This window comes from Streptomyces sp. NPDC018026 (assembly GCF_044327745.1).
GTDB classification, from domain to species: Bacteria; Actinomycetota; Actinomycetes; order Streptomycetales; family Streptomycetaceae; genus Streptomyces; species Streptomyces rubrogriseus.
The window spans coordinates 33,980-56,092 of the sequence record NZ_JBIRFY010000004.1 but is presented as its reverse complement, the minus strand read 5'-3'; the positions used below and the strand labels follow the sequence as shown (position 1 = coordinate 56,092).

Genomic DNA, 22,113 nt, shown 5'->3' with positions numbered 1-22,113 from the left:
GTGGAGCTCATGACGACTCCCGCAGACCTGCGCGACGTACGCGACCCCGAGCTGCCCGGCCGGCTGCTGATCCTCGAACGCGACGACCTGGTCCCGCTGCTGCGCTCCCGCGCGGACGCGGACTTCGCCCTGCCGGTGGCCGCGTGTCCGGGCTGGACCGTGCGCGACGTACTGGCGCACTGCTCCAGCGCCCTGATCCGGGTGGTGGAGAAACGCTTCGAGAAGGGTGTCTACTCACCCGAGTCCAACGACCGCGACATCGCCGAACGGGCCGACTGGAGCAACGCCCGGATCGTCGACGAACTGGAGCGCGGCATGACGGAGGCGGGCCCGGCGATCGCGCGGGCGGGCGGCGTGCTGGACGCCGTGGCACTGGGCGAGTGGGTGCACGCGGGTGACGTACGGGTGGCCTTCGGCGAGCCGGGGGCGTACGGCGGGCGCGGGCTGCCGGAGGCGCTCGCGCTGCTCGGCGCGGTCACCCGGGCGCGCGGTCACCTGCCGCTCCACGCCGACCTGGACGACCTCGACGAGCCCCTGAAACTGGGCGAGGCCAGCGGTGAGCGGCCGCCGGGCCGGTACATCGGCGACGCCGCCACCCTCGTACGGCTCTACTCGGGCCGCCCCCTGGACGGCACGGACGACGCGGGCGGCGTGAACGGCGCGACGGCGTACGAGCTGGCCGGGGTGGAGGCGGCGGAGCTGAACATCTTCGGCGACTGAGCGGCGGCGCGGGCACCTCGGCCTGCCGTCGGGGCGTAGTCTTAGATTGGACTAGACCTGTAGCAGGCCGACGAATGGGGTCCCATGAGCAAGCGTGCAGTCCTGGAGGTGATCGCCCTCGACGCCGAGGACGCGGTCGCCGCCCAGGCCGGAGGCGCGGATCGCCTCGAACTGGTCACCGACATGGCGGCCGACGGACTCACCCCGTCGGCCGCCACCGTCGCCGCGATCCGGGCCGCCGTCGACATCGACGTACGGGTGATGCTGCGGCTCGCGGACGGGTTCGCCGCCGGGGACATCGAGCGGCTGTCGCGCGTCGCATGCGAGATGCGGGAGGCCGGGGCCACGCAGTTCGTACTGGGATTCCTCGACACGCAGGGCGATGTGGACCTCGGGGCGGTGGAGCGGCTCGCCGAGGTGCTGGACGGGTGCCGGTGGACGTTCCACCGCGCGATCGACCGGGCCGCGAGCCGGGACGCGCTGCGCAAGCAGCTCGCGGACTTCCCGGGCCTGGACACGTATCTGACGGCCGGGGCGGCCGGCGGCGTGGACGACGGCCTGAACGTACTGCGCGCGGAGGCACGGCGGCGCGGCGAGCCGGGGTACGAGCAGCAGCTGCTGGTGGGCGGCGGACTGCGCCTCGACCACGTGCCGGGGCTGCTGGACGCGGGGATCGACGGCTTCCACATCGGCGGCGCGGCCCGGCCGGCCGGGTGGAGCGGGCCGGTGTCGGCGGACGCGGTGGGCGCCTGGCGCCGGGTGCTCGGGGAGTAGTTACGGGCGGTCGGTCCGCCGCGCGGGTCAGTCCAACGCCTTGCGCACCAGCCGGGCGGCCGCCGGAGTGACGTTCAGGTCCGCCCTGATGCCGGCGAGGGTCTGGGCGGCCAGCGCCTGCCGCCACGCGTCCTCGGCGCGGCGCATGGCCGCGTGGACCGCGCAGGTACGGGTGGGCGGCGGCGAGAGCGCGCCGATCTTCCCTTCGCAGCGGATCTCCGTGCAGTGGAAGGCCTTGACGTCACCCTCGATGGCCTCCACCACGTCGAGCAGCGTGATGTCCTCCAGGGCCCTGGCCAGCCGGAAACCGCCGTGCGGACCCGACACGGAGGAGACCAGACCTGCCTGGGCCAGCTGCTGGAGCTGTTTCGTCAGATAGGACGGCGACAGGCCGTGGGCCTCGGCGAGCCGCCCGCTGTGCATCGGGCCGCCCCCGATCACGTCCAGGTTGATCAGCGTGTGCAGGGCCCATTCGACCCCCTTCGACATCCGCATATCCAGGACATTACAGGTCCAAGAAGAAGGTTGGTACAGACCCCGGCACCCCTCTCACCCCTCTCGCCTCCCTCTCCGCTCATTCTTGACATCAGATATCCAGGATATTTAAAGTCCTGGATATCGAATATCCCGGATCTCGGGTTCCCGCCGGACCCACGGACTCACCGGACCGGCGGACTCGGGACGGAGTGGAGAGAGGCCCATGAAGGACATCCTCGTCATCGGTGGCGGTTTCGCCGGCATCTGGAGCGCGGCGGGCGCCGTCCGCGCCGCACGCGAGGCGGGCGTCGCCGCGGACGCGCTGCGCGTGACCCTGGTCAGCGGCGGCGACGACATGGTGGTCCGCCCTCGTATGTACGAGGCCGACCCCGAGGGCATGCGGGTCCCCCTCGACCGCGTCCTCGGCCCCATCGGCGTGCGCCGCATCACGGCGACCGTCACCGGGATCGACACCGAGGCACACACCGTCCGCGCCGTCGCGCGCACCGGTGAGGAACTCGACCTGTCCTACGACAAGCTCGTCCTGGCCACCGGCAGCCGGCTCGTCCAGCCCGAACTGCCCGGCTCCGAGCACCTCTTCGACGTCGACACCCTGCCCGCCGCGGCCCGCCTCGACCACCACCTGAGGCAGCTGCCGCAGACGGGGCCGGCCGAGGGCCGCTACACGGCCGTCGTGGTCGGTGCCGGATTCACCGGCCTGGAGATCGCCACCGCCCTGGTGGAGCGGCTGCGCCTGCTCGCCGAGCCGCACGGCGACGCGGAGAGCGCGCGCGTCGTCCTGGTCGACCGTGCCGACGTCCTGGGCCCGGAGCTGGGCGCGGGGCCGCGGCCCGTCATCGACGCCGCCGTGGACGAGCTCAAGATCGACCGACGCCTCGGGCGCACCGTGGCCACGCTGACCCCGCACAGCGTCACGCTCTCCGACGGCGAGGTGATCCCCACCGCGACCGTGGTGTGGACCGCCGGCATGATCGCCAGCCCGCTCACGCGGCAGATCCCGGGCGAGCACGACCGGCTGGGACGGCTCGTCGTCGACCCGCAGCTCCGGGTCGTCGGCGTGCCCGACGTGTACGCCGCGGGCGACACCGCGCACGCCCCGGCGGAGGACGGCCGGACCACCACGCAGTCCTGCCAGCACGCCCAGCCGATGGGCAAGTTCGCGGGCCACAACGTGGCGGCCGAGCTCCTGGGCGGCGACCTGCTGCCGTTCGCCCCCGACCCCTACGGCACCTGCCTCGACCTGGGCCCGGCCGGCGCCGTCCTCACCCAGGGCTGGGACCGCCAGGTCGTGGCCACCGGCGAGGACGCCAAGACCCTCAAGCGCAACGTCAACGCCGCGTGGATCTACCCGCCGGTCGACGAGGCGGACCTGATCCTCGCCCAGGCGGGCCGCTACACCAACGGCTGACACCTGGATCCGGACGGGTGTCCGTGACGCTCCGGCGCCGCGGACACCGCGGCCTCGCGCACGTCGGCCGGGTGTCGAGAAGAAGGACTGGAAGACGCCATGAGCGACCAGAGTGAGCCCGCCACCACCGTCGTGAGCCCGGTGACCGTGGCCGTCGGCATCCCCGGGGATCCCGCCGTACTGCTGGCCGCGCAGCTGCGTTACGACATGACCGACCCCTACGCCGTGCGGCTGTCCCTGGGCGCACCCGAGGCACCGGAGCCGGTCGACTGGATCTTCGCCCGCTCGCTGCTGGAGGAGGGCATGCGCCGCCCGGCCGGTCTCGGAAACGTGCTGGTGAGTCCGCCGCACCGGTGCCACCGCGACGCCGTCGCCGTCGTCGTGAGATCGGCCGCGGGCGCCGCGCGCCTCGAACTGCCGGCCCGGGAGACCGCCGAGTTCCTGCGCCGGTCGCACGCGCTGGTGCCGGCCGGCCAGGAGGGCCCGTACGTCGAGGACGCGCTGGCCACGCTCATGGACAGCTGCGACAGCTGCGACTGACGCACCGGCGTCCGTCCGGCCGCGCCGGGTCAGATCTGGTTCTCGCCGCCGTCGACGTACCAGTTGGCGCCGAGGACGAAGCTGCTCTGGTCCGAGGCCAGGAAGGCCACCACCGCGGCGACCTCCTCGGGGCGCCCCATCCGGCCGATCGCGGTGTCCCCGGCGAGCTTCGCGTGGACGGTGGGCGCGTTCGAGGCGCCGAAGAGATTGGTGATTCCGGGGGTGTCGACGGGGCCGGGCGAGATCGCGTTGACCCGGATGCCACGGCCCTTGAGTTCGTTGGCCCAGCCCCGCGCGAAGGTCCGCACGGCGGCCTTGGAGGCGGCGTACAGGCTGAACGCCTCCGCTCCGTTGTCGGCGGCGGTGGAGGCGTTGAGGATCACCGAGGCTCCGTCGTTGAGCAGCGGCAGGGCCTTCTGCACGGTGAAGAGCGTGCCCCGCACGTTGACGCCGAAGATCTCCTCGAAGCGCTCCTGGGTGATCTCCTCCAGCGGTACCAGCGAGGCGGTCGCCGCGTTCGCGAAGACCACGTCGAGACCCCGGCCGCGGGCGCGGACCGCGTCGTAGAGCCGGTCCAGGTCGGCCGGGTCCGAGACGTCACCGGTCACGGCCGTGACCCGCTCCGCACCGATGATCTCCACGGCCGCGTCCAGGGCCTCCTTGCGCCGCCCGGTGATGAACACGTGCGCGCCCTCGTCCGCCAGCCGCACCGCGCCGGCCAGGCCGATACCCGTGCCGCCGCCGGTGACGACGGCCGTCCTGCCTTCGAGCTGTCCCATGGTGAAAGACCTCCGCGATGTCCGACGCGATTCAGTACCGATCGGTACTGAAAACGACCGTAGCACATCAGTACCGATCGATACGGAAGGCGTAGACTGGAGGCATGGAGACGCGACACAAGGGGGCGGTCGGCCGGCCGAGGGGCTTCGACGCCGACGAGGCCCTGGAGAAGGCCATGCTGGTGTTCTGGGAACAGGGCTACGAGGGCGCCAGCCTCACCGACCTGACCGGCGCCATGGGCATCACCCGCACCAGCATGTACGCGGCCTTCGGCAACAAGGAGGACCTGTTCCGCAAGGCGCTGGAACGCTACGAGGAGGGGCCCGCCTCCTACGTCGCCCGCGCCCTGCGGGAACCGACCGCGCGCGAGGTGGCGACCGCGTTCCTGAAGGGTGCCGTCCAGGTCAGCACCCGCCCCGACTGCCCGGCCGGATGCCTGGGCGTCCAGGGCTCACTCGCCGCCGGCGAGACCGGACGCTCCGCCCGGGACCTGCTCGCCGACTGGCGCGAAGGGGGCGTCGACCAGCTCCGCGACCGGTTCCGGCAGGCCGTGGACGACGGCGACCTGCCGCCCGGCACCGATCCGCTGCACGTCGCGCGCTACCTCATGACGTTCGCCAACGGCATCTCCGTGCAGGCCGCCGGGGGCGCCACCCGGGAGGACCTCCAGCGGGTGGCCGACACGGCCCTGCGCACCTGGCCACCCGCCTGACGCAGCGCCGCCCGGCGCATCATCCGCCTGACGCGCCGCCCGGACCCGCGGCTCAGGAGCGGCGGCTGCGGCCCGGGCGGGAGACGGCGAACAGGCCCGCCGCGCCGTACACCAGCCACCAGCCCCCGGTCAGGTAGTCGCTCCTCGCCTCCTCGTCCTGCGCCTTCTTCTGCTGCTCGTACGTCCGCGTGCCCGCCGAGCGGCCGTCGGCGAAGTCGTACAGATTGCACGTCTGCCCCGGCTTCATGGGGCCGGAGCGCTCCGCGTCCCCGTACTCCTCGATGATGCCGTCGCACTGCGGGGTGCTGCTCCGGAGCGCCGGCTCGCAGAGCAGGTACACGCCGGCGACCACCGGCACGACGAACAGGGCCAGCAGGTATCCCCGCCCGGTCACTCCCCCGTTCCCAGCAGCGGCAGCGGCGCGAACTCGTGGCCCTCCCACAGGCGCCGGGAGGCCTCTTCCGGGTACGGCACGACCGCCGGCTCGGCGTCCAGGACCTGGACCGAGCGCCGCTGGGTGTCGTACGCGGGCCAGCCCGGGTCGCCGGTGCGGGCGAACGCCGTCCAGGAGGAGCGGAAGCGGGCGGACAGGGCCAGCGCCTCCTCGGACGGCTCCGCGCCGCCGAACTGGAGCAGCGCGAGGTCCGCCTGGAAGGTGCCGAAGAGGAGCGGGATGTCCAGGGCGTGACAGGCGCCCAGGGCGCCCCCGTAGGCCGGGGCCGGCCAGGTGAGTTCGTACACGTGGGCCCGGCCGCCGCCCGCGAGGTGGGCCTCGGCCAGGTGCAGGGACGGCATCGCGAACAGCCAGTCGGTCTGGACGCGTTCGTAGAGGTCGTTGGCCGACGCGTCCGGGAAGGCGGCGCGGTAGGCCGCCTCGCCGCCCGGGGCGTACAGGCGCAGGGCGGCGCTCGCGCGGTCCTCGCCGATCTCGCCGAGCTTGCCCGCCAGCGCGGTGAACAGGCGGCTCTCGTCCCGGTTGTGACCCACCATCAGCTCAATGTCCCGGGCCGCACCGGAGGCCAGCGCCTGCCAGGGCGCGACCGGCAGGAACTCCCCGTCCACGACCGGCGCGTACGGGGTGACCGTGGGCGCCGCCCGGCCCCAGCGGGGGACGTTGCCCGGCATCTTCGGGGCGAGGGCCTGGCCCGCCTTGACGAGCTGGTCCGGCGTGACCTCCGAGAGGTCTTCGACGGTCGGGCGCAGGCCCAGCTCGGCGGCGAGGGCGGCGCCGATGTCGGCGGCGAGGGAGGTGGAGAGGAACGTGCCCGGCACGCTCTGGGCGACGGCCCGCCGGAAGAGTCCGGCCGCGCGGGGCATGGCGAGCAGGGAGGCCACGGAACCGGCGCCGGCCGACTCGCCGAAGACGGTGACCCGGTCGGGGTCGCCGCCGAACGCGGCGATGTTCTCCTGCACCCAGACCAGCGCCGCGATCTGGTCGAGCAGGCCCCGGTTGGCGGGGGCGCCCTCGATGTGGGCGAATCCCTCCATGCCGACGCGGTAGTTGAGGGTGACGACGACGAGGTCGCCGTCGACGGCTATGCGGCGGGCGTCGTAGGCGGGGCTGCCCGAGTGCCCCATCTTGTATGAGCCGCCGTGGATCCAGACCATGACCGGACGGTGGGCGGCCGGGTCGGGCACGGGGCTCCAGACGTTGACCGTGAGCCAGTCGTCGCCCTCGGGGGCGGCCGGGCCGCCGGCGGCGCCCGCGACGCCGAGGTCCTGCGGGGGCGGCGGGCCGAAGGCGTGGGCGTCGCGCACGCCGTCCCAGGGGCGGGGGCGGCGCGGGGCGGCGAAGCGGGCGTCCCCCACCGGGGGCTGGGCGAAGGGGATGCCGCGGAAGACGGTCAGCCCGTCCTCGGTACGGCCGCGCACCGCGCCGGAGGAGGTGCGCACCACGGGTTCCACTGACTCGGCAGGTTCAGGGATCGTCATCCTCCGGACCCTACGCCGTGGTGCGCACCGCGCTCAGCTGAGGGTCTTGAGCGATGCCGCGTCGTACGGGGCGAGTTCGTCGAGGCGTCCGGTGAGGACCTTCTCGGCCCACCGCGGGTCGTGGAGCAGCGCGCGGCCGACGGCGACCAGGTCGAACTCGTCGCGTTCCATGCGGTCGAGGAGGTTGTCGAGGCTGCCGACCGGGGCGCCCTCGCCCTGGAACGCCTTGGTGAAGTCGCCGTCGAGGCCGACCGAGCCGACGGTGATGGCGGTCCTGCCGGTGAGCTTCTTGGTCCAGCCGGCGAGGTTGAGGTCCGAGTCCTCGAACTCCGGGAGCCAGTAGCGGCGGGTGGAGGCGTGGAAGGCATCGACACCGGCCGAGGCGAGCGGGGCGAGGACGGCCTCCAGCTCCTGGGGGGTCTCGGCGAGACGGGCGTCGTAGGCCTCCTGCTTCCACTGCGAGTAGCGGAAGATCACGGGGAAGTCCGGGGAGACGGTCTCCCGTACGGCGGCCACGATCTCGGCGGCGAACCTGGTCCGGGACACGGGGTCGCCGCCGTAGGCGTCGGTGCGGCGGTTGGTGCCGGACCACAGGAACTGGTCGACGAGGTAGCCGTGGGCACCGTGGATCTCCACGCCGTCGAAGCCGATGCGCTCGGCGGCCGCGGCGGACTCGGCGAAGGCGCCGATGACGTCGTCCAGGTCGCGCTGGGTCATCGCGGTGCCGGTGGGCTCGTCCTCGCCGATGCGCAGGCCGGACGGGCCGACGGCGGGGGCGTCCGGGAAGGGCTGGTCCCCGGCCTTGCGGACCATGCCGATGTGCCACAGCTGCGGCACGATCGTGCCGCCGCCCGCGTGCACCGCCTCGGCGACCTTCGCCCACCCGGCGAGCTGCTCCTCGCCGTGGAAACGCGGGACGCGGTCGCTCAGCCCGGCCGACTCGTGGCCGACGTAGGTGCCCTCGGTGACGATCAGTCCGACTCCGGCGGCGGCGCGGCGGGAGTAGTACGAGACCACGTCCTCGCCGGGGACGCCGCCCGGGGAGAACATGCGGGTCATCGGCGCCATCGCGATGCGGTTGGGCACGGTGAGGCCGTTGATCGTGGCCGGGCGGGCAAGGAGTCGGGCGGCGCGGGTGGCGACCTCGGTGGGGGTGACGGTCACGTGGGGGCTCCTGAGGTGGGTACCGGCTGGTATGTGCACGCGCATGCAACGCACTCCTACGGGAACGGGGCCGCCCCGCCGGGCCATTCCGTCCGGCGCCCGGATGTGAGACTGGCCACAGCCGGAAACGCCCGAGGGCGGCACCCCCTGTCGGGGAGTGCCGCCCTCGGTCCGTACTGGACGGTCGATCAACCGGAACCGGTCGATCAGAAGTCCATGTCACCGCCCGGCATGCCGCCCGGGGCGCCCGCCGGAGCGGCCTTCTCGGGCTTGTCGGCGATGACGGCCTCGGTGGTGAGGAACAGCGCGGCGATGGAGGCGGCGTTCTGCAGCGCGGAACGGGTCACCTTCGCCGGGTCGATGATGCCCTCGGCGATCATGTCGACGTACTCACCGGAGGCGGCGTTCAGGCCGTGGCCGACGGTCAGGTTGCGGACCTTCTCCACGACGACGCCGCCCTCGAGACCGCCGTTGACGGCGATCTGCTTCAGCGGGGCCTCCAGGGCGAGCTTCACGGCGTTGGCGCCGGTCGCCTCGTCACCCGACAGCTCCAGCTTCTCGAAGACCTGGGAGGCCTGGAGCAGGGCCACGCCACCACCGGCGACGATGCCCTCCTCGACGGCCGCCTTCGCGTTGCGAACGGCGTCCTCGATGCGGTGCTTGCGCTCCTTGAGCTCGACCTCGGTGGCGGCACCGGCCTTGATGACGGCCACGCCGCCGGCCAGCTTCGCCAGGCGCTCCTGGAGCTTCTCGCGGTCGTAGTCCGAGTCGCTGTTCTCGATCTCGGCACGGATCTGGTTGACGCGGCCCTGGACCTGGTCGGCCGAGCCGGCGCCGTCCACGATCGTGGTCTCGTCCTTGGTGATGACGACCTTGCGCGCGCTGCCCAGCAGGTCCAGCGTGGCGTTCTCCAGCTTGAGGCCGACCTCCTCGGAGATGACCTCGCCGCCCGTGAGGATGGCGATGTCGCCGAGCATGGCCTTGCGGCGGTCGCCGAAGCCCGGGGCCTTGACGGCGACGGACTTGAAGGTGCCGCGGATCTTGTTGACGACCAGGGTCGACAGGGCCTCGCCCTCGACGTCCTCGGCGATGATCAGCAGCGGCTTGCCCGACTGCATGACCTTCTCCAGGAGCGGCAGCAGGTCCTTGACGTTGCCGATCTTGGAGTTGGCGATCAGGATGTACGGGTCGTCGAGCGACGCCTCCATACGCTCCATGTCGGTGGCGAAGTACGCCGAGATGTAGCCCTTGTCGAAGCGCATACCCTCGGTGAGCTCCAGCTCCAGACCGAAGGTCTGGGACTCCTCGACGGTGATGACGCCTTCCTTGCCGACCTTGTCCATGGCCTCGGCGATGAGCTCGCCGATCTGGGTGTCGGCGGCGGAGATGGAGGCCGTGGAGGCGATCTGCTCCTTGGTCTCGACGTCCTTGGCCTGCTCCAGCAGGGCGGCGGAGACGGCCTCGACGGCCTTCTCGATACCGCGCTTGAGGGCCATCGGGTTGGCGCCGGCCGCGACGTTGCGCAGGCCTTCCTTGACCAGGGCCTGGGCGAGGACGGTCGCGGTGGTCGTACCGTCACCGGCGACGTCGTCCGTCTTCTTGGCGACTTCCTTGACCAGCTCGGCGCCGATCTTCTCGTACGGGTCCTCGAGCTCGATCTCCTTGGCGATGGAGACACCATCGTTGGTGATCGTGGGGGCGCCCCACTTCTTCTCGAGGACGACGTTGCGGCCCTTGGGGCCGAGCGTCACCTTGACGGCGTCCGCGAGCTGGTTCATGCCGCGCTCGAGGCCGCGCCGCGCCTCCTCGTCGAACGCGATGATCTTGGCCATGTGAAGTGGTCCCTCCAGGACTGGGGGTGATTCCTTCGGACCGCGCCCGCGCCCGCGACGGACGGCTCGCCGGCCTTGTGGTTCCTTCCCCACCCGGCCTGCGGGCCTCACCGACCCGGTCCTTCGTTGTCACTCTCACCTTCAGAGTGCTAACGCCAATGATTAGCACTCGGCATGGTCGAGTGCAAGCGCCTCTCGGGGATCGGGCCGCCCCGTCAGCCACCCGCGAACAGGCCGAAGGGCCCGTACCCAGCGGGTACGGGCCCTTCGGATGAAGACCGGGTGCTGCGGCGGCCGCGCGTCTCAGGCGCTGAGGCGAACCATGTCGGCCTGCGGGCCCTTCTGACCCTGCGAGATCTCGAACTCGACCCGCTGGCCTTCTTCGAGGGTGCGGTAGCCGTCCATCTGAATCGCGCTGTAGTGGACGAATACATCCGCACCACCGTCGACCGCGATGAAGCCGTACCCCTTCTCCGCGTTGAACCACTTGACGGTGCCCTGAGCCATGCCTAACTCCCCTATTACTGGCCCTTGCACAGATCCGCACTTCGCGGATCCGGGTCAGACCTCGCCCCCTCACGACTGGGGGCGTGCGCCGGAACGCGTCGACCGCGGCTGAATGTATCTGTCCAACTGCCGTCTGCAACAGGTCAATCGGACGAGAAATCTGGACGCACCCGGTCCGGAATGTAGCGAGAATTCGCCTGAATTCGGGTCAAGTCGGGTCACGCAAAGGGAACAAAAGCCGCAGAATACGCTCGCACTTTGGCTACTTCTTGTCGGGCGGGCGGCAGGAATTGACGGTTCCCGTTGTGCCGATCGGGAGCGCGTTCCCCAACTCTACCGCGCTCAACCACATGGAATTGCCCCCTCCGTTTCTCTTACGGAGAGGGCAATCAACGCTACGACACGTATCAGCCGCCGGCGACCGCCGGGATGATCGAGACGCCCGCGCCGTCCGGGGTGGCCGTCTGAAGGCCCTGCTCGAAGCGGACGTCGTCGTCGTTGACGTAGACGTTGACGAAGCGGCGCAGCTTGCCCTGGTCGTCCAGGACGCGGGCGGCGATGCCGGTGTGGTTCTTCTCCAGGTCGGAGATGACCTCTCCGAGGTTGGCACCGTCGGCGCTGACCTCGGCCTTTCCGCCGGTGTAGGTGCGCAGGATGGTCGGGATGCGAACGGTCACGCTCATGCGAGGCCAGCCTCTCGGAAGGAGTCCAGGTTCGGGCGGATGGTGGCGGTCAGGCCGGTGCCGGCCACCGCGTCGAGGGTCTTCAGGCCGTCGCCGGTGTTCAGGACGACGGTGGTGAGCGACGGGTCGAGGACGCCGTTGTCGATCAGCTTCTTCGTGACGCCGACCGTCACGCCGCCCGCCGTCTCCGCGAAGATGCCCTCCGTGCGGGCGAGCAGCTTGATCGCGTCCACGACCTGCTCGTCGGTCACGTCCTCCACGGCACCGCCGGTGCGGCGGGCGATGTCGAGGACGTAGGGGCCGTCGGCCGGGTTGCCGATGGCCAGCGACTTGGCGATGGTGTTGGGCTTCTGCGGGCGGACCACGTCGTGCCCGGCCTTGTACGCCGTGGAGACCGGCGAGCAGCCCTCGGCCTGCGCGCCGAAGATCCTGTACGGCCGGTCCTCGACCAGACCGAGCTCGATCAGCTCCTTGAGCCCCTTGTCGATCTTCGTCAGCTGGGAGCCGGAGGCGATCGGCACGACGATCTGGTCGGGCAGCCTCCAGCCGAGCTGCTCGCAGATCTCGTAGGCGAGGGTCTTGGAACCCTCCGCGTAGTAGGGGCGCAGGTTGACGTTGACGAAGCCCCAGCCCTCGCCGGCCGGGTCGCCGATCAGCTCGGAGCAGAAGCGGTTCACGTCGTCGTAGTTGCCCTCGATGCCGACCAGCTCGCCGCCGTAGACCGCGGCCATGACGACCTTGCCCTGCTCCAGGTCGTGCGGGATGAACACGCAGGAGCGGAAGCCGGCCCGGGCGGCGGCGGCGCCGACGGCACCGGCGAGGTTGCCGGTGGAGGAGCAGGACAGGGTGGTGAAGCCGAAAGCGCGGGCGGCCTCGATGGCCTGGGCGACGACGCGGTCCTTGAAGGAGTGCGTGGGGTTGCCGGAGTCGTCCTTGACGTACAGCCCACCGGTGACGCCCAGTTCGCGGGCGAGGTTGTCGGCCTTGACGAGCTTGGTCCAGCCGGGATTGATGTTCGGCTTGGTCGCCACGTCGGCCGGGACGGGCAGCAGGGGGGCGTAGCGCCAGATGTTCGCCGGGCCCGCTTCGATGCGCCCCCGCAGTTCCTCGGTGTCGTAGTCCGAGAAGTCGTAGGCGATCTCGAGGGGGCCGAAACACTCTTCGCAGGCGAAGACCGGTCCGAGCGGAACCCGGTGGCCGCATTCCCGGCAGCTCAGCGCGGCGGCGGGGCCGAGGTCGACGGCGGGGTCGGCGGGGTTCGTGGCGGTTTCGGCAGTCTGCACAGCCATGGAGGCGAGGCCCTTTCTCCTCATCTTCCTCACGACGCATCTCGCCGTGAGACGGATTTGGCACCTTCCCTAGCCGGGAGCCTCGCCACGTCCGTGTGACAAGAACCGACTGGAGGGTTGCCGGGGCTTCATCGGGCCGTATCCCTCTGCCCCTCTGGATGAGCGGTATGAAGTTGTTTCGCGGTGGTGCACGCGGCGACCCCGGCATGCGGTGGTCCCACGCGTTGTTCAAGACTGTAACCGAAGGCCAGGACGGTTGAGATAGTCGTCCGTACCGCGAGATGCATCACAATGGATCACGAAGGAGACCACGGGACGTGCTGGAAGAAGTCGAGCGCTGGCTGAACGCACGCTCCTGGTCGGCCGCGGACCGGCCGGTCCAGCACCTTCTGTCCGCCAAGCACGCCACCGGGCAGTCGGTGAGCGTGGTGCTCCCCGCCCTGGACGAGGAGGCGACGGTCGGCGACATCGTCGCGGCGATCCGGCGCGAGCTGGTGCTCCGCCACCCGCTCGTCGACGAGATCGTGGTCGTGGACTCCGGGTCGAGCGACCGCACCGCGGAGGTGGCCGCGGCGGCCGGCGCGCGCGTCGTGCACCGGGACGCGATCCTCCCCCGCATCCCCGCCGTGCCCGGCAAGGGCGAGGTGCTGTGGCGTTCGCTGCTGGTCACCGGCGGGGACATCGTCTGCTTCGTCGACGCCGACCTGCGCGAGTTCTCCGCCGACTTCGTCTCCGGGATCGTGGGCCCGCTGCTCACCGATCCGGACGTGCACCTCGTCAAGGCCATGTACGACCGCCCGCTGGCCGGGGCGGCCGGGCAGGGCGGCCGGGTCACGGAGCTGATGGCCCGCCCGCTGCTCAACATGCACTGGCCGCAGCTGGCCGGCTTCGTCCAGCCGCTGGGCGGCGAGTACGCGGCCCGCCGCTCCCTGCTGGAACGGCTCCCCTTCCCGGTCGGCTACGGCGTCGAACTGGGCATGCTGGTCGACGCCCTGCACCTGGTGGGCCTGGACGCGCTCGCGCAGGTCGACGTCGGGGTCCGCGTCCACCGCCACCAGGACGGGCGGGCGCTGGGCCGGATGGCCGCGGCGATCTACCGCACCGCCCAGCTCCGGCTGGCCCGCGGCCACCTGGTGCGCCCGGCCCTCACCCAGTTCGAGCGCGGCGTCGACGGCTTCGAGCCGCGCACCTACGCCGTGGACACCGAGGAACGGCCCCCGATGACGGAGATCGCGGAGTACGCGGCCCGGAAGGTGGCCTGACCCGGGGCTCAGCCGGAGACGCCGTCCGACCAGCGCCACCTGCCGTCGGAGTCCGGCTCGCAGGTCAGGTACTCGCCGCCGCGGCCGTGGGTGCTCAGGCCCCGGTGCTTCTTGGCGCAGAACTGGCCGTCGGCGTAGCAGTTGCCGGCCGGACTCATCAGCTCGCAGGCGCCGGTGCCGCCGCCTGTTCCGCCGCCCCCGCTCGTGCCACCGGTGCCGTCGGCCCGGGTCTTCGACGGCTTCGGGACCGGCTTCGGCGTGTGCAGCAGGCGCCCGGCGCAGTCTCGGCCGTCGCGGGGGACGGTGAAGGTCACGGTGCCGGAGCCGCCGCTCTGCTCGCAGACCTTCTCGTCGAGGCCCCAGGAGGAGGCCTGTCGCCCGGTCCCTTGGAGGAGCACGGTGTAGTCGACGTGCGCCTTCTTGGCGGCGAGGACGGCCGCCCCCATGGTGCGGCCGGTGAAGTCCGACAGCGTGACGGCGGTCGGGGTGGGCGGCGGTGCCTCGGTAGTGGGGGACGCCTCGGTAGTGGGGGACGCCTCGGGGGTGGGGCTGCTGCTCGGCGTGGCGGCGGCGGTCGCGGTGGCCGCCGCGGGTGTCCCGTCCGCCTTCGTGCTCGCGTCGCCGCCGTCGCCGCAGCCCGCCAGGGCCAGCGCGCAGGCCGCGATCAGGGCCGCCGTGCCGGTGAGTCCGCCCCCGCGCGGGTGTCGCCTACGTGTGCGTATGGGCATGGTTCGCCCGCCCCCCAAGAAGTTGAAATGCGCACCGCACATCCTCGACCTGTTCACAGTTTCCACACAAGACGCGTGACCGAATCGCCGCCGAGGTGACACCGGGAAACGTTTGAGGTGGGAGGGGCCGGGCTAGGTTGAGGCGTATGGCTTCAAGCTTCGGTGCTGCTCAGGTGCTGGTCGCCTCCAACCGGGGGCCGGTCTCGTACGAGGTGCGGGAGGACGGGTCGCTGCACGCCAAGCGGGGCGGTGGCGGGCTCGTGTCGGGGCTGTCGGCCATCGGTCCCGACGCCGGGGCGCTGTGGGTGTGTTCGGCGCTGTCCGACGGGGACCGCGAGGCGGTGCGGCGCGGGGTCGGCGAGGACGGCGTACGGATGCTGGACGTGCCGGCCGGCGTGCACGCGGACGCGTACAACGGGATCGCCAACTCGGTGCTGTGGTTCGTGCACCACATGCTCTACCAGACGCCCCTGGAGCCGGTCTTCAACGCGGAGTTCCGGCGGCAGTGGGCCTCCTACGAGGCGTACAACCGGGCCTTCGCCGAGGCGCTGGCCGAGGAGGCCGCCGAGGGCGCGGTCGCGATCGTGCAGGACTACCACCTGACGCTGGTGCCGGGGATGCTGCGCGAGCTGCGTCCGGATCTGCGCATCGGCCACTTCTCGCACACGCCCTGGGCCCCGGTGGACTACTTCCGGCTGCTGCCGGACGACATCGCCGAGCAGGTGCTGCGCGGGATGCTGGGCGCCGACCGGCTCGGGTTCCTGACCCGGCGCTGGGCCGACGCGTTCACCGCCTGCTGCGACGCCGTGGTGGGCGGGCTCGGCGGCACGGAGATCGGCGTGCACGGGCTGGGCGCCGACGGCGACTTCCTGCGCAAGCGGTCGCACGAGGCCGACGTCGAGGAGCGGATGGCGGAGCTGCGGGAGCAGATCGGCCAGGGCCGCCGCACGATCGTGCGGGTGGACCGCACCGAGCTGTCCAAGAACATCGTGCGGGGCCTGCTGGCCTACCGGGAGCTGCTGGCCGGGCGGCCCGAGTGGCGCGAGCGGGTCGTGCACGTCGCGTTCGCCTACCCCTCGCGGCAGGATCTCGCCGTGTACCGGGAGTACACGGCCGAGGTGCGGCGGGTCGCGGAGGCGGTCAACGAGGAGTTCGGCACGCCGGGGTGGACGCCGGTCCTGCTGAATCTGGAGGACGACTTCGCGCGGTCGCTGGCCGCGTACCGGCTGGCGGACGTGGCGCTCGTCAACCCCGTCCGGGACGGGATGAACCTGGTCGCGAAGGAGGTGCCGGTCGTCTCCGACGCGGGGTGCGCGCTGGTGCTGTCGCGGGAGGCGGGCGCGTACGAGGAGCTGGGCGAGGACGCGGTGGTGGTCAACCCGTACGACGTGGTGGGCACGGCGGACGCGCTGCACGCGGCGCTCGGCCTGTCGGTGGAGGACCGGGCCGAGCGCTCGAAGCGGCTGGCGGCCGCCGGTACCGCGTTGCCCCCGGCCCGGTGGTTCCTGGCGCAGCTGGAGGCGCTGCGGGGCTGAGGCGGGCTACTTGTCCTGCACCGGCGGACAGGTGCCGGTCTCCTCGCCGATGGAGTTGATCTCGGCGTTCGGCCGCGGGTCACCGGCGTAGTTCACCTGGTCCGTGCACTTGACCCCGTCCTCCTTGGGGGTGCCGGAGGGGGCGTTGCCCGACTGCGGCTCGGGGCAGGTGCCGGTGTCCGCGCCGATGGAGTTGATCTCGGCGTTCGACCGCGGGTCACCGGCGTAGTCCCGCTGGTCCGTGCACTTCTCGCCCGCCTCCCGGTCCGGCTTCGAGGCCGCCGGGGGCTGCGAGGACGCGCCGCCGGTGTCGGTCCCGGCGTCCGCGGCGGGGGACTGTGCGGTGCTCGGCGCGGTCGCGGTGGGGGCGGCGTCGACGTTGACGTCGCCGTTGCCGCCGTCGCCGCTGTTGCCGCAGGCGGTCAGCGCCAGGCCGAGGGCCACGGCGGCGAGGGCGAGCATCGGGGTCTTCCGAGCGGACATGGCGGGTTCCTCCACGGTCGTGGGCCTCACTGAGCAGGCCTTACGGCGGGCAAGACAGCGAAGGCGGCGGCCCGGGTTGCCCCGCCCCCGGCGTCCGGACACGCCTGTGACAGGCGGGGGAACCGTCCGTGACGTTGTCTCAGGCCAGCCGCCGCGCGAGGGCCGCCAGCAGGGCCACCACTCCGGCGGGGCCGGGCACCTCGACGTCCGCGCGCTGCCTCAGTTCCGTCACCTCGTCGCTGCCGCTGCAGACCAGGAGGCCCGGGGTGCCCTCGGTGCGGAGGGTGTCGACGGCCGCGTAGGCCGGGAGGTCGCCGAGGTCGTCACCGGCGAAGAGGACGCAGCCGGCGTCGAGGGAGCGGACGTGCGACCGCAGCGCCGCGCCCTTGTCCATGCCGGGTGGGCGCAGTTCCAGGACCATGCGGCCCGGCTCGACGATCAGGCCGTGCCGGGCGGCCAGGCCGGTGAGCGGGGCGCGCAGGGCGTCGAAGGCGGCCTGCGGGTCGGGGGCGCGGCGGGTGTGGACGGCGACCGCGTGGCCCTTGTCCTCCGTCCAGGTGCCCTGCGCCGCGGCCCCGGACCGCTCCAGCAGCCCCGGCAGCCCGGCGCGCACGGCGGCGACGCCGGGGTGCGGTTCCGGCGTGGTCAGGGTCCCGGTGGCGGCGTCCCAGCGCTCGGCGCCGTAGTGGCCGAGGACGACGAGGTGGTCGAGGCCGGGGACGTCCGCGAAGCCGCCGTGGTGGACGGCGACCTCGGCGGGGCGCCCGGTGATCACCGCGACCGAGGCGACCTTCGGGGCCAGGGCCGCGAGCGCCGGTACGGCCTCCGGGTGGGCGCGGGCCCGGTCGGGGTCGGGCACGATCGGGGCGAGCGTGCCGTCGAAGTCGAGCGCGACCACCGCGCGGCCGGGGTCGGCGAGGAGGGCGTCGAGCCCTTCGCGTCCGGCCGCCGTCGCGGGCGTCGGCAGGGGCGGTGGGGAGTCGTCTCGGGTGGAGTCCTGGTGGCTGCCCATACCGCGAACCTATCCCCCCGAGGCCGGGCCCACGCGTCGCGCGCGAGCCGCGTCACGAGGGCCGGCTCCCGGCGTGCCGGCGCGGCCGGACCCATGGTCCCGGGGCGGCCTCTTCCGGAACGCAGCCCCGCCCCGCCCGGCCCGGCGTCCCGCCCATCACCGGCGTCTCGGGGAAACCGGCACGGCGCCTCGTCCGGCGCGGCGGCTCGTCCGGCGCGGCAACCGGCCGGAGCGGCGGCCCGGCCCTGGCGGGCGGTCCCGGTGACCCACACGGGCCGGGGCGGTGTCCCGGCTCGCACGGTGACCGGATGGTGCGGGCCGCCCCCGCACCACGGCACTCGACGCGGACCCGCGCCGAGTCCCACCCGGCGGGGTGGGACTCAGCGGTCCGTGCGGCGGGATTCCCGTATGCGGCGCAGGCGGTTGACCGTCACCGGGTCGGTCGCCAGGGCGCGGGGGTCGTCGAGGAGGGCGTTGAGGAGCTGGTAGTAGCGGACGGGGGCCAGGCCCAGCTCCTCCCGGATGGCGCGCTCCTTGGCGCCGGGGCCGGTGAAGCCCCGGCGTTCCAGCGCGAGGATGCTCCGCTCCCGCTCGGCCAGCTCTCCCGGGTCCATGTACGGCACCGTAGCGCCCGCCGCCGACAGCGGCCGCTACTCCGCGCTGCCCGCCTTCATCGCCGTCGCCTGGATCTGGCCGAGGACCTCCTTGGGGCTGGCGCCCGGGGCGACCGCCTGGCCGATGCGCTTCTTGACGTCCGCGCTGACCGAGGCCCAGGAGGTCTTGCCGACCGGGTACAGCTCGGAGAGCAGCAGCTCGTCCAGGAACGGCTTGAGGTTCTCGTCCTCCGCCGCGGCGCTCATGGTCTGGGAGGCGGAGGTGGTCACCGGCAGCAGGTCGTACTCGCGGGAGAAGTCGAGGACGTTCTCCTCGCTGTAGACGAAGTCGAGGAAGTCGCCGATCTCGTCCTGGTGGCCGTTCTTCTTGAAGGCCGTCATCCAGTCGGAGACCCCGAGGGTGCTCTTGCTCTCGCCGTCGATGCCGGGGGTGGTGACCATGCCGTACTTCACGCCCTTGTCGGACGCCATCTTCATCAGCGAGGGGTGCCCGTTGAGCATGCCCACGTCGCCGGCCGCGAACGCCGCGAAGGCGTCGGCGCGGTTGAGCTTGCCGGGGGCGACGGGGCCGGTGAGGCCCTTGCCGACCAGTTCGTCCCGCAGCCAGGTGAAGGTGGTGACGTTCTGCGGGGAGTCGACGGAGTAGGTGCCGACGTCGTCGGTGTAGCCGCCCTCGCCGCTGAGCATCCACTGCATCGTCTCGGCCTGCGCCTCCTCGGCGCCCAGCGGCAGGGCGTAGGGGTACTTCACGCCCTTGTCCTTGAGCGCCTCGGCGGCCTCGGCGAGGTCGTCCCAGGACTTGGGCGGCTGGACCCCGGCCTTGTCGAAGAGGGTCTTGTTGTAGAAGAGCACGCGGGTCGAGGCGGCGAACGGCAGGCCGTACTGCACGCCGTTGACCTGCCCCGCGGCGGCCAGCTGGGAGACGAAGTCGGCCTGGACCGGAATGGAGAGCACGTCGTCGGCCCGGTAGAGCAGGTCCTTGTCCGCGTAGTCGGAGTAGGCGCCGATCTGCGCCATGTCGGGCGCCTCGCCCGCCTCGACCATCTCGCGGACCTTGCGGTCGACGTCGTTCCAGGAGTAGACGCTGACGTCGACCCGCACGTCGGGGTTCTTGGCCTCGTAGGACTTGGCCAGCTCGTCCCAGTACTTCTGGGAGCTGTTGTCCTTGCTGTCGCCGTAGTCGGCGGCGACGAGCTTCAGGGTCACCCCGTCGGAGTCGCCGGTGAGACCGCAGCCGCCGAGGACCGCCGTCATGCCCAGCGCGGACACCACCGCGATCATTCCTGTCCTACGCCGCTGCACCCTGTTCCCCAACCCTGACTGCTCGTTCGCGCGTTCGCTTACCGAATTAAGGTCTACACCACCGCAGTGGACTAGACCTCTCCCGGGTGCACGGGCCACACTGTCCCCGTGAGACATGTCATCGCCCTCGATGTGGGCGGCACCGGGATGAAGGCCGCCCTGGCGGGGCCTGGGGGCGAGCTGCTGCACCAGGCGCGCCGGGCCACCGGCCGCGAACGGGGACCCGAGGCGGTCGTCGCGGGCATCCTGGACTTCGCCGCCGAGCTGCGCGCCTACGGCGCGGACCGGTTCGGCGAGCCGGCCCGCGCCGCCGGTGTCGCCGTCCCCGGCATCGTCGACGCCGAGCGCGGCGTCGCCGTGTACGCGGCCAACCTCGGCTGGCGCGACGTGCCGCTGCGGACGCTGCTCGGCGAGCGGCTCGGCGGCATTCCGGTCGCCCTCGGGCACGACGTGCGCACCGGCGGGCTCGCCGAGGGCCGGATCGGGGCCGGCCGGGGCGCCGACCGCTTCCTGTTCGTGCCGCTGGGCACCGGGATCGCGGGCGCCATCGGCATCGACGGCCGGGTCGAGGCGGGCGCCCACGGCTTCGCGGGCGAGATCGGCCACGTCGTCGTGCGCCCCGGCGGCATCGCCTGTCCGTGCGGTCAGCGCGGCTGCCTGGAGCGGTTCGCCTCCGCGTCGGCGGTCAGCCAGGCGTGGGCCCAGGCCTGCGGCGACCCCGGGGCGGACGCGGCCGACTGCGCCAAGGCCGTCGAGTCGGGGGACGCCCGCGCGCTCGCCGTGTGGCAGGACGCCGTGGACGCGCTCGCCGACGGGCTGGTCACCGCGCTCACCCTGCTGGACCCACGTGTCCTGATCATCGGTGGCGGCCTAGCCGAGGCGGGGGAAACCTTGTTCACACCGCTGCGGGACGCCGTCCGGCGGCGCGTCACCTTCCAGAAACTGCCGGAGATCGTCCCCGCCGCGCTCGGGGACACCGCCGGTTGCCTGGGTGCCGGGCTGATGGCCTGGGACCTGCTCGACACCACTGCCCCGCCTGCTCCGCCTGCTCCGTCTGCTCCGACCGGTCCGACTGATCCGACCGGTCCGGCTTCCACAGCTTCCACGGCCGCCACGGCCGCGACTCCCCCGGAGGTAACCACCTGATGGCCCCAAGCAAGGTTCTCGCCGGTGCCCGGGTGGTACTGCCCACCGGGACCGTGAACGACGGCCGCGTGATCGTCGACGGCGCGCGGATCGCGGACACGGCTCCCCCGCAGGCCGAGACCGTCGACGTGTCGGGCCACTGGGTGGTCCCCGGCTTCGTCGACATCCACAACCACGGCGGCGGCGGGGCCTCCTTCGCCGGCGGCACCGCCGAGGAGGTCCTCAAGGGCGTCGAGACCCATCGCCGGCACGGCACCACCACGGTGGTCGCCTCCGCCGTCACCGGTGATCTGGACTTCCTCGCCCGGCACGCCGGGATGCTCGCCGAGCTGGCGCAGCAGGGCGACATCGTTGGCATCCACTTCGAGGGGCCGTTCATCTCGCCGTGCCGCAAGGGCGCGCACGACGAGCAGTTGCTGCGCGACCCGGACCCGGCCGAGGTGCGCAAGCTGGTCGACGCGGCGCACGGGCACGCGAAGATGATGACGCTGGCGACCGAGCTGCCGGGCGGCCTGGACTCCGTACGGCTGCTGGTCGAGCACGGCGTGATCGCGGCCGTCGGGCACACCGACGCGACGTACGAGCAGACCGTGCAGGCCATCGACGCGGGCGCCACCGTCGCCACGCACCTCTTCAACGCGATGCCCCCGGTCGGTCACCGCGCCCCGGGTCCGATCACGGCGCTCCTGGAGGACGAGCGGATCACCGTCGAGCTGATCAACGACGGCACGCACCTGCATCCGGCCGCGCTCCAGCTGGCCTTCCACCACGCGGGCGCGGCCCGGGTCGCCTTCATCACCGACGCGATGGACGCGGCCGGCTTCGGCGACGGCCGCTATCGGCTCGGCCCGCTGGAGGTCGAGGTCGCGGACGGCGTGGCCCGGCTGGTGGAGGGCGGCTCGATCGCGGGCTCCACGCTCACCCTGGACCGCGCCTTCAAGCGGGCGGTGACGGTGGACCGGCTGCCCGTCGGGGACGTCGTCGCCGCGATCTCCGCCAACCCGGCGCGGCTCCTCGGCCTGGACGACAGGATCGGCTCGCTGGAGCCCGGCAAGGACGCCGACCTGGTCGTCCTGAACGACGCGTTCGACCTGGTGGGCGTGATGCGCCGGGGCGAATGGGTGGTCGATCCCCGACTGGGCTGATCCGTCCCCGAGCCCGCTCCGGGTCCGGGGGCTGGGCCGACCGCCTC

The 22,113-nt window shown here is 72.5% G+C and carries 23 protein-coding genes and 1 riboswitch; of the genes, 9 read left to right on the top strand and 14 right to left on the bottom strand.

The features are described from left to right. The first annotated feature begins 9 nt into the window (after nt 1-9). Nucleotides 10-720, top strand: coding sequence for a maleylpyruvate isomerase family mycothiol-dependent enzyme (locus ACH4D3_RS14235; protein WP_398321286.1), 711 nt, complete (start codon nt 10-12; stop codon nt 718-720). A gap of 84 nt (nt 721-804) precedes the next feature. Next, nucleotides 805-1,494, top strand: a complete 690-nt coding sequence (locus tag ACH4D3_RS14230) for a copper homeostasis protein CutC (RefSeq protein WP_398321283.1) — start codon at nt 805-807, stop codon at nt 1,492-1,494. 27 nt (nt 1,495-1,521) lie between these two features. On the opposite strand, the gene ACH4D3_RS14225 is transcribed toward ACH4D3_RS14230, so the two are convergent. Further along, nucleotides 1,522-1,989 carry an RrF2 family transcriptional regulator gene (locus tag ACH4D3_RS14225; RefSeq protein ID WP_398321280.1) on the bottom strand — a complete coding sequence of 156 codons (468 nt, stop codon included), beginning with the start codon at nt 1,987-1,989 and terminating at the stop codon, nt 1,522-1,524. 205 nt (nt 1,990-2,194) lie between these two features. On the opposite strand from ACH4D3_RS14225, the gene ACH4D3_RS14220 reads away from it, so the two are divergent. Both ACH4D3_RS14220 and ACH4D3_RS14215 read left to right on the top strand, forming a co-directional pair. Further along, nucleotides 2,195-3,400 carry an NAD(P)/FAD-dependent oxidoreductase gene (locus ACH4D3_RS14220; protein ID WP_398321277.1) on the top strand — a complete coding sequence of 402 codons (1,206 nt, stop codon included), beginning with the start codon at nt 2,195-2,197 and terminating at the stop codon, nt 3,398-3,400. 99 nt (nt 3,401-3,499) lie between these two features. After that, the gene (locus tag ACH4D3_RS14215; protein WP_398321274.1) at nt 3,500-3,940 is read left to right on the top strand and encodes an SsgA family sporulation/cell division regulator; all 441 of its coding nucleotides are present in this window, start codon (nt 3,500-3,502) and stop codon (nt 3,938-3,940) included. A 29-nt stretch (nt 3,941-3,969) separates the two neighbouring features. On the opposite strand, the gene ACH4D3_RS14210 is transcribed toward ACH4D3_RS14215, so the two are convergent. After that, the gene (locus ACH4D3_RS14210) at nt 3,970-4,719 is read right to left on the bottom strand and encodes an SDR family NAD(P)-dependent oxidoreductase (RefSeq protein ID WP_398321271.1); all 750 of its coding nucleotides are present in this window, start codon (nt 4,717-4,719) and stop codon (nt 3,970-3,972) included. 104 nt (nt 4,720-4,823) lie between these two features. Here ACH4D3_RS14210 and ACH4D3_RS14205 point away from each other — a divergent pair, with 104 nt between their 5' ends. Beyond that, nucleotides 4,824-5,432 (top strand): TetR/AcrR family transcriptional regulator, encoded by a 609-nt coding sequence (locus tag ACH4D3_RS14205; protein WP_398321268.1) that lies wholly within the window; start codon nt 4,824-4,826, stop codon nt 5,430-5,432. Nucleotides 5,433-5,484: 52 nt separating this feature from the next. Here the strand turns inward: ACH4D3_RS14205 and ACH4D3_RS14200 are convergent, their stop codons facing one another. The 7 genes from ACH4D3_RS14200 to thrC form a co-directional block, all read right to left on the bottom strand. Beyond that, complete coding sequence (locus ACH4D3_RS14200; protein WP_398321265.1) at nt 5,485-5,826, bottom strand: hypothetical protein; 342 nt, start codon at nt 5,824-5,826, stop codon at nt 5,485-5,487. Further along, nucleotides 5,823-7,364: a carboxylesterase/lipase family protein gene (locus ACH4D3_RS14195; RefSeq protein WP_398321262.1), complete on the bottom strand. Its 1,542-nt coding sequence runs from the start codon at nt 7,362-7,364 to the stop codon at nt 5,823-5,825. Before ACH4D3_RS14195 ends, ACH4D3_RS14200 begins: the two co-directional genes overlap by 4 nt. 33 nt (nt 7,365-7,397) lie before the next feature. Further along, complete coding sequence (locus ACH4D3_RS14190) at nt 7,398-8,528, bottom strand: NADH:flavin oxidoreductase (RefSeq protein WP_398321259.1); 1,131 nt, start codon at nt 8,526-8,528, stop codon at nt 7,398-7,400. Between the two features lie 206 nt (nt 8,529-8,734). Continuing rightward, nucleotides 8,735-10,360 carry a chaperonin GroEL gene (gene groL / locus ACH4D3_RS14185; protein WP_030399380.1) on the bottom strand — a complete coding sequence of 542 codons (1,626 nt, stop codon included), beginning with the start codon at nt 10,358-10,360 and terminating at the stop codon, nt 8,735-8,737. Nucleotides 10,361-10,663: 303 nt separating this feature from the next. Beyond that, complete coding sequence (locus tag ACH4D3_RS14180; protein WP_004929928.1) at nt 10,664-10,867, bottom strand: cold-shock protein; 204 nt, start codon at nt 10,865-10,867, stop codon at nt 10,664-10,666. A 407-nt stretch (nt 10,868-11,274) separates the two neighbouring features. After that, nucleotides 11,275-11,550, bottom strand: a complete 276-nt coding sequence (locus tag ACH4D3_RS14175) for a MoaD/ThiS family protein (protein ID WP_003974680.1) — start codon at nt 11,548-11,550, stop codon at nt 11,275-11,277. Continuing rightward, the gene (thrC, locus tag ACH4D3_RS14170; RefSeq protein ID WP_398321255.1) at nt 11,547-12,839 is read right to left on the bottom strand and encodes a threonine synthase; all 1,293 of its coding nucleotides are present in this window, start codon (nt 12,837-12,839) and stop codon (nt 11,547-11,549) included. Before thrC ends, ACH4D3_RS14175 begins: the two co-directional genes overlap by 4 nt. Nucleotides 12,840-12,856: 17 nt before the next feature. After that, nucleotides 12,857-13,004: riboswitch (SAM riboswitch) on the bottom strand. Nucleotides 13,005-13,156: 152 nt separating this feature from the next. Here thrC and ACH4D3_RS14165 point away from each other — a divergent pair. Continuing rightward, nucleotides 13,157-14,101 (top strand): glucosyl-3-phosphoglycerate synthase, encoded by a 945-nt coding sequence (locus ACH4D3_RS14165; protein ID WP_398321252.1) that lies wholly within the window; start codon nt 13,157-13,159, stop codon nt 14,099-14,101. A gap of 8 nt (nt 14,102-14,109) precedes the next feature. Here the strand turns inward: ACH4D3_RS14165 and ACH4D3_RS14160 are convergent, their stop codons facing one another. Next, nucleotides 14,110-14,829: a hypothetical protein gene (locus ACH4D3_RS14160; RefSeq protein WP_398321249.1), complete on the bottom strand. Its 720-nt coding sequence runs from the start codon at nt 14,827-14,829 to the stop codon at nt 14,110-14,112. Between the two features lie 146 nt (nt 14,830-14,975). On the opposite strand from ACH4D3_RS14160, the gene ACH4D3_RS14155 reads away from it, so the two are divergent. Continuing rightward, nucleotides 14,976-16,364 carry a trehalose-6-phosphate synthase gene (locus tag ACH4D3_RS14155; RefSeq protein ID WP_398321246.1) on the top strand — a complete coding sequence of 463 codons (1,389 nt, stop codon included), beginning with the start codon at nt 14,976-14,978 and terminating at the stop codon, nt 16,362-16,364. 6 nt (nt 16,365-16,370) lie between these two features. Here ACH4D3_RS14155 and ACH4D3_RS14150 read toward each other — a convergent pair whose 3' ends face one another. From ACH4D3_RS14150 to ACH4D3_RS14135, 4 genes are all read right to left on the bottom strand, one after another. After that, nucleotides 16,371-16,847: a hypothetical protein gene (locus ACH4D3_RS14150; RefSeq protein WP_398321243.1), complete on the bottom strand. Its 477-nt coding sequence runs from the start codon at nt 16,845-16,847 to the stop codon at nt 16,371-16,373. A 139-nt stretch (nt 16,848-16,986) separates the two neighbouring features. Next, on the bottom strand, nt 16,987-17,859 hold the full coding sequence (gene otsB / locus ACH4D3_RS14145) for a trehalose-phosphatase (protein ID WP_398321240.1): 873 nt from the start codon (nt 17,857-17,859) through the stop codon (nt 16,987-16,989). 380 nt (nt 17,860-18,239) lie between these two features. Next, nucleotides 18,240-18,473, bottom strand: a complete 234-nt coding sequence (locus ACH4D3_RS14140) for a DUF3263 domain-containing protein (protein ID WP_398321237.1) — start codon at nt 18,471-18,473, stop codon at nt 18,240-18,242. A 36-nt stretch (nt 18,474-18,509) separates the two neighbouring features. Further along, nucleotides 18,510-19,754, bottom strand: coding sequence for an extracellular solute-binding protein (locus ACH4D3_RS14135; RefSeq protein WP_398321234.1), 1,245 nt, complete (start codon nt 19,752-19,754; stop codon nt 18,510-18,512). Nucleotides 19,755-19,883: 129 nt separating this feature from the next. Here ACH4D3_RS14135 and ACH4D3_RS14130 point away from each other — a divergent pair, with 129 nt between their 5' ends. Continuing rightward, nucleotides 19,884-20,921 (top strand): ROK family protein, encoded by a 1,038-nt coding sequence (locus tag ACH4D3_RS14130; protein ID WP_398321231.1) that lies wholly within the window; start codon nt 19,884-19,886, stop codon nt 20,919-20,921. After that, nucleotides 20,921-22,066, top strand: coding sequence for an N-acetylglucosamine-6-phosphate deacetylase (gene nagA / locus ACH4D3_RS14125; RefSeq protein WP_398321228.1), 1,146 nt, complete (start codon nt 20,921-20,923; stop codon nt 22,064-22,066). The genes ACH4D3_RS14130 and nagA overlap by 1 nt, the downstream gene beginning before the upstream one ends. The last annotated feature ends 47 nt before the right edge of the window (nt 22,067-22,113 follow it).